Raw genomic sequence first — 18501 nt, forward strand, 5'->3', positions numbered from 1 at the left:
TCCTGCGGTTAGCGTTTTGTGCAGGCTACCATAAATTTGTTGCCCGGCGAACCGGGCAATGCGTCAGCATTCCACGCGCACCCAGCGCTGCTGCTGATGGCTTTTCACAATGGCATCAATGATATACATCACGTTTGCGCCATCGTGAAACGTCGCAAACTGCGGCGTCTCCGGCATTGCGCCCGCCTGCACGGCGCGGTAGAACTGCGCCATCATATTTTTGAAGGCATCCGGCCAGCCTTCAATATGCCCGCCAGGGAAATGGGCGCTGTCGGCCACGTCAGGGTTCATCAGGCCCGGATCGTCCGTGAGCGTCTGGTTGGCCTGCGCACGATGGCCGATCCACAGCTGCTGCGGCACCTCCTGGTCCCACGCCAGCGAGCGCTCGCTACCGTTGATCTCAAAGGTCAGGCGGTTTTTACGCCCGGCGCTCACCTGCGAGACGCTAAAGCAGCCCTTGCTGCCGTCGTCAAAGCGGAACAGCACCGAGCCGAAGTCTTCGGTCGTGACTGGTTTGTCTTCATACTCCGCCTGTTCGTCATGGGAGAAGGTTTGATTCCCGCCCTTGCTGGCCCTGCGCGTCGGCCAGACGATGGAGAGATCCGCCATCACCTCGGTAATGCGCCGCCCGGTGACGAACTGCACCGTGTCGCACCAGTGGGAGCCGATATCCGCCACCGCGCGCGATGCGCCGCCGAGCGCGGCATCCACCCGCCAGTTGTAGTCGGTTTCCAGCAGCATCCAGTCCTGTAGGTAGCTGCCGTGTGAGGCAAAAATCCGCCCGAGGCTGCTTGCGCGCAGCATGCTCGCCGCCTGACGCACCATCGCAAACTGGCGATAGACGAAGCTCACGCCATGCACCACGCCCGCCTGCTCCGCCAGCGCCACCAGCTCGCGCGCCTCCTCAGACGTCATGCACAACGGCTTTTCGGAAAACACGTGCTTGCCCGCGCGCAGGATCTGGCGGTTAATCTGTGCGTGCAGGTGGTTCGGCGTGCAGTTGTGCACCACGTGCAAATCAGGGTGCGCGAGCAGCTCCTCAACGCTGCCGTACGCGTGCGGTACGTTTAGCAGGCGCGCCTTTTCCTGCGCCTTAACGAGCGAGCCGTCGCACAGCGCGACCACCTGAACAAACCCGAGGCGCCTGAGCGCCTCGATATGTGCCGGGCCAATAAACCCGCTGCCGACGATCCCGACGTTAATCATGACTGCCCCCTGCGGCGAAATCGTCAAACGCCCGTCCGGAAACGGGAATGATATGGCGGCGGATAAATTCGCTGCCTTCACTCGCCCCGGTATCGCCGTCCTTCAGGCAGCACTCCCACTCCAGCACTGCCCAGCCGTCGTAGTCGTACTGGGTCAGCTTGCTGAAAATGCCCTTAAAGTCGATCTGCCCGTCGCCGGGCGAACGGAAGCGACCGGCGCGGTTGATCCACGGCTGGTAGCCGCCGTACACGCCGCTGCGCCCGCCGGGGCGAAACTCGGCATCCTTCACGTGGAACGCTTTAATACGCGCATGGAAGATGTCGATAAAGGCCAGATAGTCCATCTGCTGGAGCAGCATATGGCTCGGATCAAAGAGGATGTTGCAGCGCGGATGGTTATCCACCAGCGCCAGAAAACGCTCGAAGGTCACGCCGTCGTGCAGATCTTCCCCGGGATGCAGCTCAAAGCAGACGTCCACGCCCTGCTCGCCAAAGGTATCCAGTATTGGCCGCCAGCGGGTTGCCAGCTCCTCGAACGCTTCCTGAAAACGCTGCTCGTTATGCGGCGGCCACGGATAGAAAAACGGCCACGCCAGCGAGCCGGAGAAGGTGGCGTGCGCTTTCAGACCTAATCTTGCCGAGGCGACCGCCGCCTGCTTCAGCTTCTCCGTGGCCCACGCCCGACGCGCAGCATCGTTACCGCGCACGGACGCGGGCGCGAAGTGGTCAAACGCGTCGCTGTAGGCGGGGTTCACCGCCACGAGCTGCCCTTCCAGATGGGTCGACAGTTCGCTGATAACCAGCCCGTGTGCGGCCAGCTTTGCGGTGATGTCGTCGCAGTAGGCCTGGCTCTCCGCCGCTTTCTCGACGTCAAAGATGTGCGGATGGTTGCAGGGGATCTGCACCGCCTTATAACCTTTACCTGCCGCCCATTCAGCCAGCCCGTCGAGCGAATTAAACGGCGCTTCTGCGCCAATAAACTGAGACAGAAAAATGCCGGGTCCTTTCATCGTCCTCATACCACCTCCTGAACGTTACGCCTTGTCATCGTCATACTTAAACGTGAGAAGGAAAATCAGCGCGATCGCCGCGGCCGCTACCGCCGGGATCCACCAGAATGTCACCCACGCCTGCGGCACGGTCTGCCCTGCCACCAGGCGGTTATAGAGCGCGCCGGAAATTTGCGAGCCGAGCAGCATGCCGATGCCGTAGGTGAACATCACGATCATGCTCTGGGCCTGGCCTTTCACCTTTTCGCCTGCCACCCGGTCGGTGTAGATAAAGCCGACGACAAAGAAGAAATCGTAGCAGACGCCGTGGAGCAGAATGCCGAGATACAGCAGAATGCGCCCCTCCTCGCTGACGCCCAGCGCGAACATGGCGTAGCGCACGAACCACGCCAGCATGCCGATCAGTAGCATGACCTTCACGCCCAGACGGCGGAACAGCAGCGGAATGACCAGCATGAAGAAGATCTCGGACATCTGCCCGAAGGACATGGCGGTGCTGACGTCGGCAATTCCTGCATCCGCCAGATACGAGGCGGTGTAGGCGTAATAGGTGCCGAGCGGGACGGAGATCAGCATCGCGCAGACGGAGAAAACGAAAAAGTGGCGGGTTTTGAGCAGCGCGAACGCATCCGCGCAGAAAAGATCGCGCACCTTCACCGGCAGGCCTTTCGCGGGCGCAGGCGTGTGCGGCAGCGTCAGGCTGTAAAGCGCCAGCAGCACGGAGCTGGCCGCCGCTACCTTAAAGATGGTAACGCTGGACGCCACGCCGGTGACGCCGATGAAAATGCCCGCCACGATCCAGCCGATGGTGCCGAACACGCGCACCACCGGGAAGGTTTTATCCACGTTCGCCAGGCTATGGAACGCGATGTTGTTGGTCAGCGCCAGCGTCGGCATGTAGCAGAGCGTGTAGCCAAACAGCAGGCCAATCAGCAGCGCGCCGTTCTCGGCAATCAGCGCCCCCGGCACGAACCAGAGGATCGCCGCGCCCGCGAGGTGCATCACCGCCATCACCTTCTGCGAGGCGAAGAAGCGGTCCACCAGCATCCCGAGCACGAACGGCGAGAGAATGGAGGCGATGGGCCCGGCGGAGAACGCATCGCCAATCAGCAGAGACATGTTGTGCTGGGTCATCACCAGGCCGAGTGTGACCGACCAGCTACCCCAGATAAAAAATTGCAGAAACATCATCAGCGACAGCCGCGGCACCAGTAGCCGGTGCTGTGTTATCGCCTTTTCACTACTTTCAGTTGACACCATGATAAGCCTCACCCGGAAAAAGTAATCGATTACAAAACAATTCAAATGAAAAGTAATCGATTACAAAACAAAGATCCTGTGGATCGTAGAAGATTTGGGAGGGGGGTCACGATAATGATGAAACAGTGTTTTGTAGGCCCGGTAAGCGCAGCGCCACCGGGCGTGAAGGCAGGTGCGGTCTGGTTTGGCGCGGTCTGTTGCCCTCACCCCGGCCCTCTCCCACAGGGAGAGGGAGAAAAACGGGCTACTTTTTGCGTGAGAGCTTAAACGCGATAAACAGGAACACCACCCATACCGGCAGCAGCATTGCTGAAAGCCGCATCTCATCCATGGTGCACATCAGCACCAGAATCAACGCCAGGAACGCGATACAGAGGTAGTTCCCCGCCGGATAGAGCAGCGCTTTGAACTGCGTCTCGCGTCCCTTACGGCGCATCGCCGCGCGGAAACGCAGGTGCGCGAGGCAGATCATGATCCAGTTCAGCAGCAGCGTGGCGACAACCAGCGCCATCAGCAGGCCGAAGGCCTGTTTCGGCAGCAGGTAGTTAATTAGCACTACCAGAGACGTAATCGCGCCAGAAAGGAACAGCGAATTCACCGGCACGCCGCGGCGGCTGACGCGGGTGAGGAACTTCGGCGCGTTGCCCTGTACGGAGAGGCCAAACAGCATACGGCTGTTGGAGTAGACCCCGCTGTTGTACACCGACAAAGAGGCCACCAGAATGACAAAGTTCAGTGCCGAAGCGACCACGTTGCTGTTGAGATCGTGGAAAATCATCACGAACGGGCTGCTGTCGGACTTCACTTCCACCCACGGGTAAAGCGCCAGCAGCACCACCAGCGAGCCGATATAGAACAGCAGAATACGGTACACCACCTGGTTGACCGCTTTCGGAATGCTTTTGTGCGGATCGCGCGCTTCGGCCGCGGTAATGCCAATCAGCTCCAGACCGCCGAAGGAGAACATAATCACCGCCAACGAGAGGATGAGCCCTTTCCAGCCGGTCGCCAGGAAGCCGCCGTGCTGCCACAGGTTGTCGATAGTGGCACGCTCGCCGCCGTGGCCGGAGAACAGCAGCCACAGGCCAAAGCCGATCATGCCGATAATCGCCAGCACCTTAATCAGCGCAAACCAGAACTCGGTCTCACCATACAGGCGCACGTTCACAAGGTTAACGGCGTTAATAATGATGAAGAAGGCCGCCGCCCAGATCCACGTGGGCACGTCCGGCAGCCAGTACTGCATGTAGATGCCGGCGGCGGTCAGCTCTGCCATGCCCACCAGCACAAACATCACCCAGTAGTTCCAGCCGGAGAGGAAGCCTGCGAACGGGCCCCAGTATTTATAGGCAAAGTGCGCGAAGGAGCCTGACACCGGCTCTTCAACGACCATCTCGCCGAGCTGGCGCATGATCAGGAAGGCGATAACCCCGGCGATAGCGTAACCCAGCAGAACCGCCGGGCCGGCCATCTGAATGGCGGGGCCGATGCCGAGAAACAGCCCGGTACCGATTGCGCCGCCAAGGGCAATTAACTGAATATGTCGATTTTGCAAACCACGTTGCAGCGTCGGATTCTGATCCGACGAGGCTTCAGCGCGACCATGGCCTGAAGCGGATGACGCGTCTTTCACGCCCTACCCCTGTCTCTTTTTTAGAAGGGGCACGTTTTAACACTTCATGCTGGTGGTAGCAAGCTTAACGCCGGGCCAGCGCGTGCGCCCGGCGGATAAACGTCACGACCCGATAATTCCGCCGTCCGCTTTCACGATCACCACCGTGGACGATCGCGGGCGTCCGTTCGGGCTGGCGTCCGGCCAGTTGGAGACGGCGCGCGGATTGGCCGGGTCGGTAATATCATCCCCGCCCTCCCCTGGGTGCTGAATGTTGATAAACAGCGTGCGGTTGTCCGGCGTAAACGCAATGCCGGTGATCTCACACCCGCGCGGCCCGGTCAGGAAACGGCGATACTCGTTGGTGCCCGGAATAGTCGCCACCATCTGGTTATTGCCCATCCCCTCGTACGCTTTCTTATTGATGGTGCTGGAGGAGACGTCGGTCTGGATCCACAGGACGCCCTGATGATCGAAAGAGAGTCCATCAGGACTGCCGAATGCCGCGCCCTGCATGGAGCCTTTGGCCTTCGGATCGTCGCCGTCGGTGCGTCCGGCCATGACCAGAATATCCCACTTAAAGCGTGCGGCAGCAGGATCGGCCCCGTCTTCGTGCCAGTGCATGATATGCCCAAACACGTTGTTGGCGCGCGGGTTGGCGGCATCCACCGGCGCTTTCCCCTCTTTCCCGCGATCGCTGTTGTTGGTGAGCGTACAGTAGACGCTGCCGCTGGCGTGCGGATCGACGGCTATCCATTCGGGGCGATCCATTTTGGTCGCCCCCACCGCGTCGGCCGCCAGGCGAGTTTTAATCAGCAGATCCCCCTGGCTTTCAAACCCTTTACTCTTATCCAGGCCATTTTGCCCGAAGATCAGCGGCAGCCAGTCTCCGCTCCCGTCCTCGTTGAACCTGGCGACGTACAGCGTGCCGGAGGTCAGCAGCTGCATATTGGCTTCCCGGTTCGCGGGATCGTATTTTTTGTCCGAGACAAACTTATAGATGTACTCAAACTTCTGATCGTCCCCCATGTAGACCACCACGCGGTTATCGGCGGCGAGCGTGACGGCAGCCCCCTCATGCTTGAAGCGGCCCAGGGCGGTGTGCTTGCGCGGTGTGGAGGTGGGGTTGTAGGGGTCGATCTCCACGACCCAGCCGAAACGGTTGGGTTCGTTAGGGGTTTTATCGACGCTGAACCGCTCGTCCACCTCGTTCCAGCGGTAGGATTCATCGCTGTCGCTGATGCCGTAGCGTTTTTCCAGCGGATTGAGATCGGCTTTTTTGACAAAAATATCCGACCAGTTTTCCTCGCAGGTGAGATAGGTGCCCCACGGCGTGTGGCCGTTAGCGCAGTTTTGCATGGTGCCCAGCACGCGCTCCCCCTGCGGGTCGGCGGCGGTTTTCATTAAGTCCTGATGCCGCGCCGGGCCGGTAAGCTGCATCGGCGTATTGACGGTGATGCGGCGGGCATATGAAGACGGGCGTACCACCTGCCAGTCGCTGCCCGCTTTTTTCACTTCCACCACCGAGACGCCCATCGCGTTCTGCCCCTTGCGGGCCTTGTCGAGGCTCCAGTTCGCCGTACCGTCGGTAAACAGCATCCCGTTGTCGATGTATTCATGGTTCATCGCCAGCAGGCCATGCTCCGGGTTTTGCTCCCCCTGCGGCAGGCTAAACCACGCCATGCCGTCGTGGTGCATGCCCGCCTGCACGGCCTGTTCGTCCGTGGTGTTGCTGGCGTCCGGCTTAAAGGCCGGCATGTTGTTTTTGATCCCCGTCGGGTCACCCCAGCGATAGAACGGGCGGGCAATATAGCCTTCCGGCACCCTGACCGTATCTTCGGTGGAGACGTCGATGCTGGTAAAGCCCAGGGAAACCGCTTTTGCCAGCGCGGAAGGTTTCGATACCGCGGCAATGGCGTTCTCAGGTTTGATCAGAAACGGGAATGATACGGCGGCCCCCGCAACGGCCCCCATCTGGAGAAAACGGCGGCGGGAGAGGAACACCTCTGCCACCTCGGAGAATACCGGGTTTGCGCTGCGGTTAGCGATGTCGTCGCGATGTTCTTTTTTAAAAACGGATTTGAGGGGTCTGCCCATAGCGGCTTCCTGTCATTGGCCAAGAGGTAAAGAGTTGGCGACCAGTGTAAGAAGCTTTTATTACAATTTTATAACACGATGACGGAAGGATGGGGGCATCCGTGCCCCGGATAACGAGGTGGAACGCTTAGAACTCGTAGCCAACCGAGACCTTAAAGGTACGCGGTTCGCCCTGAGTGATGTAGGTACCGGAATCGTCCACGCTGGCCCAGTAGTTCTCATTGGTCACGTTATCGATGCCCGCGCGCACGGTCATCTGGTTTGCGTTGTGGTTCACCGCGAAGCGATAGCGCATGCCCAGATCCAGCGTGGTGTAGCTATCCAGCTTTTTGCTGTTCGCGAGGTCGGCATACTGCGTGCCAGAGTGGTTCACGCGCGCGGTCGCTGTCAGGCCGTCAACCGGCTTGATGTCGTACTCCGCGCCCAGCACGGCGTAGAAGTTCGGAATACCGATCGCATCGTTGCCCTGGTTCACGCCGTTTTTGGTTTTGGTTAGCTCCGCCTGCAGCCAGGTGGCGCTGGCGTTCAGACGCATCCCGAGCATCGGCTCGCCGAAGACGTTCAGCTCCACGCCACGGTTACGCTGCTCTGCATCCAGGCCGTAGTGGTTGTTAGCATCGAGGATCGCCGAGGGCATTTTAATCTCAAACAGCGCCAGAGAGCCGCCCACGCGCCCGAAGTCCGCCTTCACGCCCACTTCGTTCTGCTTAGAGTGAACGATGCCGGTGCTCTGGCCGTAGTTGGTGGCGGTGTTAGGTGCGGTTTTGCCCGGCTGCAGCGCTTCGGTGTGGTTGGCGTAGAGGGAAATTTCTTCCCACGGTTTGTAAACCACGCCGTAGGTTGGCATCCAGCGGCTGCCGTCGAAGCCGTCCGCGTCGTTCTCTGCGCCGGTAATTTTGTTATACCCGCGAACGACCACTTTCTGATGGCGCACGCCTGCGGTGAACAGCAGCTTGTCATCAAGCACGCCCAGGGTATCGCTCAGCAGCCAGCCCTGGGTGCGGGTGCGCCCGCTGGTCAGCGGATCGCTGTATTTACCGCCGGAGCCGTTGAAGTTGGTGCTGTCCGGCATATCCACGCCGGTGTTGTGGTAGATGTTGGTGGTCGGGTTATCCTTCGCCGCCGACATTTTCCACGCGATTTTTTCGTTTTTGGTCATTGCGGAATACCCGACGTTGACCTTGTGCGAGACGAAGCCGGTGTTGAAGTTGCCGCGAATGCCCGCCATGCCGCTGACGGAATCGCTGATGCGGTTGGTATCCAGTCGGCTGGCCGTCGCCTTGCCGCTCTTGTCCACCAGCTTCGGTGCGCTGTAGATCCCTTCTTCATGCGCGTGCTGCGCGCCCAGGCCGGTATAGGCCGTCCAGCTGTCGGTGATGTCGTACTCGCTGCGCCACATCCCGAACTCGTTTTCGATATCGCTGTAGGCCCACTTCTGCGAGAAGTTACGATCGTTCTTCGGCGGTTCTGGCACAAAATCCACCGCCGAGATGTTGACGCTGGTCGGGCTGCCGTGGAAGGTTTTTTTCTGATAGCCCAGATCCAGCGAGGTGCGGAAGCGGTCGCCTTTGTAGTCCAGGCCGGTGGAGAGCAGCGTGGTGCGGCGGCGATCGTTCGGTACGCCGGTTTCCCCTTCACGATGCACGAGGTTCACGCGCGCGCCGAACTGGTCGTTATCGCCAAAGCGACGCCCCGCATCCAGCGTGGTGCCAATCTGGGAATCCGAGGTGTAGTCCACGCCCACTTTCGCCTGCGGGGTGTCGCCCGCGTGTTTAGGCTCAAGGTTAATCATCCCGCCCACGCCCGAGCTTGCTGCGCCGTTCATCAGGGAGTTGGCCCCTTTGAAGATCTCAATGCGGTCAACCATCTGGGCATCCACCACCTGACGCGGCAGCACGCCGGAGAGGCCGCCGAAGGTCATGTCGTCGCCGTCAAACTTCAGGCCGCGAATGCGGAAGGTTTCTGCGCTGTTGCCGTAACCCTGCACAAACTGCACGCCCGCGTCGTTGGCGACCACGTCAGCAATGGTTTTCGCCTGCTGATCTTCCACCAGTTTTGAGGTGTAGCTGATGATGTTGAACGGCACGTCCATGGCGTTCTGCTGGCCGAGCATCCCCATTCGCCCGCCGTTCGCCACCTGCCCGTCAAGGAAGGCCGGCACCAGCTGATCGCCACCGGGTTTAAAGTCGCCGGCAGGTGCAGACTGCACAACGATGGTGTCTTCTTTTTTATCCTCTGCCGCCCAGGCGGAATGTGTAACCGCGCCAATGGCGAGCGCCAGCAGCGTTTTGTGCATTTTGGTGTTGTTCATCGTTAACTCGTTTGAAAGTGCGCGCAAAAATAGCCCGTGGACGGGCCTTAGAATATAATGGTTGCAATGCAAATGAGAACTATACGCATTATCTATGCTTTGGCAAGCGCAAATCTCTGCAGGATCCTGCTCAAATTAATGCGTGATAAAAGGGGATGCTCACCTTGCGCTGAACCCTTTGAGCTCACACGCACGGAAAATTGAGGCCATTTTGGCAACCATGACGCAAATACGACACAGGGAGAAAATCAGGCTGGTTTGAAACTGGCGTAAGTACCTGTTTCTAAATGGCACGCCCTGTAGGATTCGAACCTACGACCTACGGCTTAGAAGGCCGTTGCTCTATCCAACTGAGCTAAGGGCGCACTGAGAAGAGTGAACTTCGCGGTGGCGAAACGCGAAGAATTATACGGTCAATGTCAGGTGAGTCAATGCCTTTTCCGTTTTCGGGGGCAATTACCGCTAGCCGATTGTAAATACGGCTATTTTCTCAACATTTCTCGCTGTTTCACCGTAAAATTTAGCGCTGCGAAAAGGCTTAGTTGCATTTAAGTAACGCCTGCTGTTTTCCTGCTCGTCGGCTCGTCACACTAGAGCGAGGTTTCCCGGCCGCCTGGAGGCTGACAGACAACAGGACAATGGAGTGACAGCGCAAAACCCGTTCGATACGCCCCCCCGGTTACAGTTTATTTCTCAGGACATCGTCGGCATCAAACTGGAGCCTGTCGTCGACCTCACCTCTCAGCGTCAGGTTGGCGTGGAGGTGCTTAGCATTCTGTCCGAAACGCAGCACAGCGAGGATTTTTTCCGCCATCAGTCGGCAGGCTGGTCAATGACGCTGCTTGAAGCGCAGCTTGCCGCACTAAAAAAGACGCCGCACGGTAACAACCTTTTTATTAATCTGCCGATAACCGTTCTGACAGAGCCAGCGTCTTTTCAGCGGCTCATCAATCTGAAAAACACGCCGCTGAATATCGAGATTGTTGAGCTCTCTGCCTTTCTGGCGTTCTCTGCCGCACAGAAGCAGCGCGTCATTCAAAACCTGTCGAAACTCCGGGAACAGGGGCACAGTATATGGCTGGATGACATCGACGAAACGGTCATTCAGCCGTTTTTATTTTGTCGATTACCGTTGAACGGCATCAAAATTGATAAGGGCGCATTCTGGCGTTTACGCGCCACACCCGCGCTGAGGCAACTGGTTTCACGTTGCTTTCAGCTGGCCGGGAGCGTGCTCATCGAAGGTATTGAGACTGAACGCGATCGCACCTGGGCACTGCAGGCAGGCGCAGATCTCGGCCAGGGATATTACTGGCCGTCCTGGACATGGCCGGAGGATTAAAGAGCCATTTCCAGGAGGGAGACCATGCGAATGACAGTGCGCCGTTACCGGCGGCGGCGTACAGGAAGTGATGCACTGGGATTTACGCGCTCACCTTTTGCTCCCCCCTTTTTCGACCGGCTCGAGTTTTTGAGCCAGTCCATCAGCCAGCCCCGAAAAACCGACGCTCCGTTTATCATTCTGGTCACGGAGGATCATTTTCTGCGCACCGGTTTTCTCAATGGGCAGTTTCCCCTGAGCAGCTGTTGCGACTATATCTCACTGGATGATGCGCTCGGCGCTCAGGCACAATGGCCTTCAGCGCGTCTGGTGGTGGATGTAGAAAGCCGTTCCACCGGGCTGATTGATCAACTGGATCAGTTAAGAAGGCATAGCCTGTATCCCCCCTTCCTGACGCCGTGGCTACTGGTCCGGGCAGATAATTATAATACCCGCCTCTTCTGCAAAGCGGCGGGGCCTTTTCACGTGCTGGAACGTCAGATGAACGCGGCAGGGCTTCAACACAGCCTGATGGATGCCCGCCCGCCGCAGGGGTCCGATAAAGACTGGTTTTCCCGCAATGAATGGCCCATTTTGCAGGAGCTTGCCCGCGGTAAGACGCTGCGTCAGATTGCCCTTCTGCAGAATCGCCCCTATAGCCGCATTATCTATCGTCTTAGCTGCATCCTGCTTAAGCTGGGGCTGAGCCATCGCCAGGAATTGTTACACCTTCTTAATAACCTCTCTGACTGCACGTTTTAACCTACGCACTAACTTCTTATTTCTTAAAGCGCTTTAGGAATTTACTTACCACGCATGTTATGAAATGGTTAAATTTTAACAATGTATTCGATTTTATAACTATTCCTAATTTATGGTTCGGAACCATGTGAAATATCACAGAATGAACTAAAGGCAGCACTTTCCTCCATCCGTTAAGTGAATGCAGAAGGCGTTAATAAGATGATAATGATGTAAAAACAAGCAGCTTCGCTTCACTCTCCAGGAGCGGAAAGCAAAGTGGATAGCATGTTCTCCTGCGCGATGATGGCGTGACGTTGATGCGCCTTAAGCACTTTCAGATGAAGGTTTGACACCTTGCGAGGGCACTTTTTCGCCTCTTTGACCCTGGGTCGCCCGCCGAATCGGCGGTCTTTTTTATTAACAATTACGCAACATAAAGAGACATCTGTTATTTTTTGTTATTACATAAAGATGAAAAGATGCGGTAAATGGGATAACAGGATATTTCCGCTAAATTTAAAAACATAGCCATTAAGATCCAGAAGATAATACAAACCAATAAGCGGAGACTAATTTACAGGGTTTTCGGAAAAAACTTACTCTGTATAATAAGATGCGTACCAAATCTGAATAAGAAAAATCTTTTTGCCAACACCAGCCAAATGAGATGACCGCGCTGAGGCACTGTTCTTTTCATTACGTAAACAAGGATGCTTTCGCTCTTTCCAGGGAAATACTACGGTATAGGGATCTGCACTTTATATCCTTCCGGCATTTCGAGAGTTTTACAAAACTCTGCATAACGCTTTTAACAATCTGAGGCATTAAAAATGAAACCGGCATCCGTTATCATTATGGACGAACATCCTATCGTCAGAATGTCGATAGAGGTCCTGCTACAGAAAAATAAAAATATCACAGTCAAGCTTAAGTCTGGCGATAGCCATGAAGTTCTTGACTGTATTCGCAATCATCCTATCGATTTGGTGATCCTTGACATCGAACTTACGGGCACAGACGCCTTCGCTTTACTGAAGAGAATCAGAAACTTAAACAAAGACATCAAGATTCTGTTCCTCTCCTCTAAATCAGAGTTATTTTACGCGGGTCGTGCGATTCGCGCCGGGGCCAACGGCTTCGTCAGTAAACGAAAAGATTTGGGTGAGATCTACAACGCCGTAGAGATGATTCTGATGGGCTATTCTTTTTTCCCGTCGGAAACGCTGAATTTTATAAACCATATGGGTTCGGGAAAAGGGATGGCAGCGGATATGCCATTATCGAATCGCGAGGTCACGGTATTACGTTATCTGGCGAATGGATTATCCAATAAGGAGATTGCTGAACAGTTACTGTTAAGCAATAAGACCATCAGTGCGCACAAATCCAATATTTATTCCAAGCTTGGCGTACAAAGCATCGTGGAATTAATAGATTACGCCAAAGCGCACGAGCTGCTATAACCTGAATTCACTCCCTGCAGTTTATCCGAGCTGCAGGGAGTGCGGTCAGTGCTAATTATAATTAATCATGAAGGTAGCATCCGCATCAGCCCGTCCGGGCTGAGGGTTATCGGCCGTAGCAATATAATTGGCATAAAATGATAGGGTCGCATTCCCCTGTGCATCAACCGTCACCGGCTGGCTGGCCTGCTGAAGCGCCAGACGCGTTTTATCCGCATCCCTGATCTCGACGGCGACGTGGCTCGCTGTACTGGCATCATTCAGCGCCAGCAACCCGCTATTGCTCCCGTCAGCCTTACCCGAGAACGTAATGGACGCCGCCCCGGGCGGACAGCCGGTCAGCTTCAGCGTGAAGGGCATAGGCTGCGTGCGGCTCCCCGTGGTGTTGAGCTGCTTCGTGGGCCAGGTGCCCAGCGTGACCGTTTTGTCGCTATCGTTACCCTCTGCCACGCAGGTGAAATCGACGATATTGCCGTAGAGCCGAATATTAATTTCGCCCAATGCGGTTTCCGCCTGAGCCTGGGTGCAAAGCGCAAAGAGCGCCACGGTGATAAAACGGATCCCGTTTCGCATGTCTGCTCCTTAGTCGTAATCCACACGCAAATATCCGCGCGAGGTAAAGCGCCCTTCCGCTGGCTTGTTGCCCGTCACGCTCACCGGCCAGACCCGGATCCCCACCTGCGCCTGCGCGCTGTCGTCCAGGCGGAACGGAATTTTACTCGTCAGGTTGTTAGGCGTGAGCGGCGCACCGCTCTCGTTGGCTATGATAAACCCCACATCCGGGTTATCCGACACCACCACATTATTGGAAACCTTTTCAGCCTCGACGCGCATCGTCAGCATGGCGTTCGCCTCCACGTTGGTGCATTTAATCGCGATGGTTTTGCTTTGCGATGAGACGCCCTCCGGCTTGTTACCCACGCCCGCCTTGCTGAACAGGGAGGCGCCAATGTCGCCGAAATCAAATTCAACCACATTGCCGGCGTTGATGGCGCAGCTCTGCGGCACCTGAATGGTTCCGCTGTAGCTGATGGTGTAGACCGGCGTGGTCAACGGATCGGAGGAGGTGGTGGTGACGTAAACGCGGAACATGGTGGCACGCGGGATCACCACCATATTGATAAAGCGTCGGGTCACCTTAAGACGGAAAATAAGGCTGGAATCCTGCACGCCAAACGGTTTGTTTTTTGAAACGTTCGGATGGCTCCCCATCTGGATATAGCTTTTGGGTGGATAAAACGCGCCAGCATAGCTGTCCGTGATCTTCATCGCCCCGTCCAGATAGTCGTTAAGCTTCAGATACTGATAGCCATCGCTGGTCCCGGTGATCGGGTAATCCGTCACGTAGCTGCGCTTGGTGGTATTCCCGACGGTGCCCTTCGGGCAGACGGCGTTTACCCCCACCCACTGCGATTTCTCGCTGAGGGTGACAACCTGCCCAACCTGGTTATTCGAGCTGTTGAATTTATCCGTCAGGTCGTAATGCACCTCCGTCGGCACGCCCTTTTCATTGACGCACACGGTGGCTAACGCGTTTGTCGCGGGCAGGAGTGCCAGAAGCGACAAGGCAAAGATATGGATTTTAATCACAGCGGATCCCCTTAAGTGTGATCGCCTGTTGCAGGCTCTTTTCAGGCAAGCTGTAAGGCGCACGGCACTGGGACTGCGCCCCGTTACCCCACTGGACCAGCAGTTCGCCTTCCAGCGGCAGCCCACTCAGGTAAATTTGCCCGTCATCCCCCACCATGCTGGTCACGCCGCTCTGGGTTTCGCGCACCACGGCGCCGAACGGCACCGGCTGGTTGCCGCGCGTTACCGTCAGCAGGGCGCGCACGCCAATGCGGGTATCAAAGCTGGCGCGGACCAGCGCGCCTTTGGTCGGCACCACGCTGCTCACGTTGTTTTCGATGTCGGTGTTGTTGCTCATGGTATTGGTATCCAGCGCCACGCGGTTGTAGCGGTAGACGGTGGCGTACGGCATGACCGCGTAGCCTCGCCAGTCGGTCTTCACGCCGGTCTGGTTTTCCACGCTGACGCCTGATGCCCCCGGCGCCTTAATCAGCACGTTGGTATCGCCCAGCGGCTGGCTGAAGGTCACGCCGTCTGAATGGCCAACCACTCCACCGGAGAGCTGCCAGTTGAGATCGTGCTGATCGCGGGAATAGTTGTAGCCCACGCCCAGCGTGCCGTAGGTTGCCTGCCAGTTGGCGCTGGCGCTTCCGCTTGAGCCGTTGGTGCTGGCGTGTCCCTGGGTCACGCTGTAGTTCAGGTTGCGGTCCTCAAGCAGCGTGCCGCTGACGCCGGTTTGCCAGCTCGTGTCGCCATCGCTGTTTCGGCTGGCGGATGCGGTGGCATAGGCGCGCTCGATCGCACTGTCCCGGCGATAGCCCTGGCGAGTAAAGAGGCTAAACGGCACAGAGACGTTAAACGACGCGATCCGGTCGGTACCGTCGATCCCGACGGATTTGTTCCACGACCATGACAAGGAGTAGTTGATCCCCTTCACGCCCCCCGCGTAGCCCAGCTGATACCAGAGGTTCGTTTCGTCCGTCCCCCAGTAGGTTTGCTCACTCCCGGAGATATAGACCGAGCCGTAATCCCCCAGCGACTGGGAAATGTTGAGCTGGAAGCGGCCTTTTTTATTCCACGTCAGGTTGTGATAGCTCTGCACGTCCGGCACATCGTTATCGTCCTGGCTATCGGCATACTGGTAGCCCTCCATTGAGCGCCAGGCCACGTCGTCCAGGGTGTAAAACCCCTTCGTTGAGTAGCGGTAGCCCAGCAGCTGGAAGTTGGTGCCAAACCCGTTCAGCGATTTTGCATAGAGAAAACGCAGGGACTGACCTTCATGTTTGCTGTCGTCCGCGAGCTGGCTGCGGGCGTGGGTGATATCGACGGAGACTGCGCCCCAGTCACCGAGGTTTTTCCCGGCACCGACGGCCACTGCGGTATAGCGTGACGCCAGCTGGGTGCCGCCATAGAGCGTAAAGCCGTTAGCAAGGCCGGTAATCAGGGTGCCCTGGGCGAAGAACGGTGTATCCTGGTCGCTGTTACCACTGCGGTAATCCCCCGCCACGAGGTCATATTTCCAGCGCCCTTCACGCTGCAGGAGCGGCACGGTGGAGTACGGCACGGTGTAGCGCTGCTGGCTGCCGTCTTTCTCTTCCACCGTGACGTCAAGGTCACCGCTGGAGGAGGTCGGGTTAAGATCGGTAATGGCGAACGCGCCGGGCTGGACGTAGCTTTGATAGATAACGTAGCCGTTCTGGCGAACCACCACTTTGGCAGGCGTACGGGCAATACCGCGTACGGTCGGCGCGTAACCCTGCAGGCTGTCGGGGTACATGCTGTCAGACGAATAGAGCCGCCCGCCGCGAAAACCGACGCTGTCGAAAACGTCATTCCCGGTGTTGCTGTCGCCCAGCACCAGCTCACTTTTCAGTGGGATAACGGTGCGCTGCGCCCAGGTGCCAATATTCTGCCACTCGCTGCGCCGCTTCCCGTTATTTTGCGTGTAGCGCCATGCGCCGTTGTTGCGTAAACGCCAGGCGCCATAGTTCAGCCCGCTCTGCAGGTTCAGGTAATAGCTGTCGTCTTCGCTTCCCCGGTTGCCCGTAAAGCTGTAGTTCACCAGCGCGGCGGGAATGCCTTCATCCCACTGTTCAGGCGGAATATAGCCGCGCGCGCTGTTTTGCATTGCCACCTGCGGCAGGCTGACGTTCAGGCGCTGTGAAGCAAAGTTAAATACCGTTTCGCTGCCGGGAATGGCCGTGGTCAATGGAACGCACGTTTCACCCTGTACCTTCGCCAGCTCGGGAAATGCGGCAACGTTGACGCCAAAGCGATCGAGCATCGCGCGCGTAATGCACGGCGACAGGCCGCCCGCCACCGGCGGCGTGTTCTCGGCCTGTTCAAAACGCACGTCCTGGGTGCCGATAAACTCATCGTTACGCCAGATATCCACGCGATAGATGCCGGGTGCCTGCTGGTGCCCCTGTTCAAAACGCGACAAATCCGCCACGCTGGCGGTGTCGTCGGATAAGAAGGCCGGGTTGAAGTAGCTTTCGCTCCAGCCTGCCTGCGGCCAGAGCGCGGCCATCAGCGCCAGTGCAACCGGGCAGTAACGTCCCTGGTGGTTTTTCATCGCCCTGACTCTGCTCACAGGTTGACGCTGCGCGCCGGTGTAATGGCACCGTAGTCATTCACGCTCTGCCAGGAGAGCGTACCGCCGGCCCCGGCGGGCAGCACCTGCTGAGCCGAGTTTTTCGGCGCGACCATCAGGTTTTCCAGCGTCTGACCGCCCAGCTTCAGGTTGACCAGAGTGATGTAATACGGCGAGGCGTTGCTGACTTTGAGATGGTTCCCCACGCGCTCAAAGCGCAGCTGGGAAAGCGCCTCATCCGGCTGCATCGCCAGGTTATTCGGGCGCACAAACAGCTTGATGCGCGAAAGGATCGCCAGCTGCAGCACGTTATTGTTTTCTGTTTTCGCTTTGTTCACTGACGGGATCGCCTTCACGTTCATGTAAAAGAGCGATTCGCGATCGGCGGGCAGCGCGGGCCCGGCGTAAATAATACGCAGCGTGTTTTCGCTGTCCGGCTCGCTAACGAACAGCGGCGGCGTGACGGCAAAGGTTTTTTCCTTTTGCCCGCTGGCATTTTCGATCCACGCGTTAATTAAGTAGCGTTCTTGTTTATTGCTGTTGGTGATCGCCAGCGACGTTTGCTTCGCATCCGCCGGATAAATAACGCGCGTGGCCCCCAGCGCAATACCGCCGGAAGCATTCGCGCAAGCAGAAACCATCATTAAAATAAACGATAAAAGCAGTCCTGGTTTAATTAGCATATTCATCAAAACCGTACCTTTAATAATGTGTTCGCAGGTGTTATGGATAAATCAACGTAAACCAGACATCCGACTGAATATTGCCTGGCACGAGGTGTTCGGAAATAGCGCGATAGCGGGCGCTAAAATGAAATGCGAGCTCGCTGGTATTCACGGGCAACCAGCTGACGGCCGTCGCATTCGGGATAATCTGACGCTGCTGCTCATCAAAAAGCGCCAGCCCCACGCCGCTGCTGACAGGCGTTTCACCTGGCCGCGATGTCGCCAGAAAAACCTGCGGATCTTCCGCGGGCGTCACGCCCTGAAACTGGATCCCCACGATGCGAGAGACATCCACGCTGCAGTCCAGCAGCCGCACGGTGAACGGCACATTAACCGTTGAAAAGCTGCCCACACCGGAAAATGAATTGGTTCGGTACTGCCCCATGTCGATGCGCATATTCTGGCTGTCGGGCGCCACGGCACAGCCGCCGTTTACCAGCTCCCCACGAAGATGCACCTTGCCGCCTTCGATCACCACGGTATGCGCCGATGCCGGGCAGGCCATCGCAAGGGTTAACAGCAGTAGTGTTCCAGTCCTTGTCATCCTTCGTTCCTGGCAGTAGCGTATGACGGGCCTCGTCCCTGAGGCCT

General features: G+C 57.3%; 14 protein-coding genes, 1 tRNA gene and 1 pseudogene. 4 read left to right on the forward strand and 12 right to left on the reverse strand.

Going from position 1 to position 18501, the window contains the following annotated elements; genetic code table 11:
• Window positions 1-63 precede the first annotated feature (63 nt).
• From IM273_RS02325 to IM273_RS02350, 6 genes are all read right to left on the reverse strand, one after another.
• The gene (locus IM273_RS02325; RefSeq protein ID WP_193051092.1) at window positions 64-1206 is read right to left on the reverse strand and encodes a Gfo/Idh/MocA family protein; all 1143 of its coding nucleotides are present in this window, start codon (window positions 1204-1206) and stop codon (window positions 64-66) included.
• Window positions 1199-2224: a sugar phosphate isomerase/epimerase gene (locus tag IM273_RS02330; RefSeq protein ID WP_193051090.1), complete on the reverse strand. Its 1026-nt coding sequence runs from the start codon at window positions 2222-2224 to the stop codon at window positions 1199-1201. Before IM273_RS02330 ends, IM273_RS02325 begins: the two co-directional genes overlap by 8 nt.
• 15 nt (window positions 2225-2239) lie before the next feature.
• Window positions 2240-3475, reverse strand: a complete 1236-nt coding sequence (locus IM273_RS02335; RefSeq protein WP_048956981.1) for an MFS transporter — start codon at window positions 3473-3475, stop codon at window positions 2240-2242.
• A 244-nt stretch (window positions 3476-3719) separates the two neighbouring features.
• A complete protein-coding gene (gene pheP / locus IM273_RS02340; protein ID WP_028012237.1) occupies window positions 3720-5108 on the reverse strand; it encodes a phenylalanine transporter in 1389 nt (462 codons plus the stop codon).
• Between the two features lie 102 nt (window positions 5109-5210).
• Entirely contained in the window at window positions 5211-7184 is a 1974-nt protein-coding gene (locus IM273_RS02345; RefSeq protein WP_028012236.1) for a PhoX family phosphatase, read from the reverse strand.
• Between the two features lie 127 nt (window positions 7185-7311).
• Window positions 7312-9495 carry a TonB-dependent siderophore receptor gene (locus IM273_RS02350; RefSeq protein WP_193051088.1) on the reverse strand — a complete coding sequence of 728 codons (2184 nt, stop codon included), beginning with the start codon at window positions 9493-9495 and terminating at the stop codon, window positions 7312-7314.
• A gap of 154 nt (window positions 9496-9649) precedes the next feature.
• Between IM273_RS02350 and IM273_RS22370 the strand changes: the two are divergent.
• Window positions 9650-9768: pseudogene (locus IM273_RS22370) on the forward strand (hypothetical protein); the annotation flags it as partial.
• 15 nt (window positions 9769-9783) lie between these two features.
• Here the strand turns inward: IM273_RS22370 and IM273_RS02355 are convergent.
• Window positions 9784-9860 (reverse strand) — tRNA-Arg (locus tag IM273_RS02355).
• Window positions 9861-10138: 278 nt separating this feature from the next.
• On the opposite strand from IM273_RS02355, the gene IM273_RS02360 reads away from it, so the two are divergent.
• The 3 genes from IM273_RS02360 (at window position 10139) to fimZ (ending at window position 13023) form a co-directional block, all read left to right on the forward strand.
• Window positions 10139-10837: an EAL domain-containing protein gene (locus IM273_RS02360; protein ID WP_193051086.1), complete on the forward strand. Its 699-nt coding sequence runs from the start codon at window positions 10139-10141 to the stop codon at window positions 10835-10837.
• A gap of 24 nt (window positions 10838-10861) precedes the next feature.
• A complete protein-coding gene (locus tag IM273_RS02365) occupies window positions 10862-11578 on the forward strand; it encodes a response regulator transcription factor (RefSeq protein WP_193051084.1) in 717 nt (238 codons plus the stop codon).
• Between the two features lie 812 nt (window positions 11579-12390).
• Window positions 12391-13023 carry a fimbria biosynthesis transcriptional regulator FimZ gene (gene fimZ, locus IM273_RS02370; protein WP_028012232.1) on the forward strand — a complete coding sequence of 211 codons (633 nt, stop codon included), beginning with the start codon at window positions 12391-12393 and terminating at the stop codon, window positions 13021-13023.
• Window positions 13024-13074: 51 nt separating this feature from the next.
• Here the strand turns inward: fimZ and sfmF are convergent, their stop codons facing one another.
• Genes sfmF through fimI form a run of 5 tightly spaced genes read right to left on the reverse strand, consistent with a single transcriptional unit; the run spans window position 13075 to window position 18454 of the window.
• Window positions 13075-13596, reverse strand: coding sequence for a fimbria assembly protein (sfmF, locus tag IM273_RS22375; RefSeq protein ID WP_028012231.1), 522 nt, complete (start codon window positions 13594-13596; stop codon window positions 13075-13077).
• Window positions 13597-13605: 9 nt separating this feature from the next.
• A complete protein-coding gene (gene fimH, locus IM273_RS22380; protein ID WP_059355415.1) occupies window positions 13606-14613 on the reverse strand; it encodes a type 1 fimbria D-mannose specific adhesin FimH in 1008 nt (335 codons plus the stop codon).
• Window positions 14606-17167, reverse strand: coding sequence for a fimbrial biogenesis usher protein (locus IM273_RS02380; RefSeq protein WP_193051082.1), 2562 nt, complete (start codon window positions 17165-17167; stop codon window positions 14606-14608). The genes fimH and IM273_RS02380 overlap by 8 nt, the downstream gene beginning before the upstream one ends.
• A gap of 14 nt (window positions 17168-17181) precedes the next feature.
• The gene (gene fimC / locus IM273_RS02385; RefSeq protein ID WP_028012228.1) at window positions 17182-17874 is read right to left on the reverse strand and encodes a type 1 fimbria chaperone FimC; all 693 of its coding nucleotides are present in this window, start codon (window positions 17872-17874) and stop codon (window positions 17182-17184) included.
• Between the two features lie 34 nt (window positions 17875-17908).
• Window positions 17909-18454, reverse strand: coding sequence for a type 1 fimbrial protein subunit FimI (gene fimI / locus IM273_RS02390; protein ID WP_028012227.1), 546 nt, complete (start codon window positions 18452-18454; stop codon window positions 17909-17911).
• Window positions 18455-18501 lie beyond the last annotated feature (47 nt).

The organism is Enterobacter cloacae complex sp. P13B (assembly GCF_014895915.1).
GTDB lineage: Bacteria > Pseudomonadota > Gammaproteobacteria > Enterobacterales > Enterobacteriaceae > Enterobacter > Enterobacter bugandensis.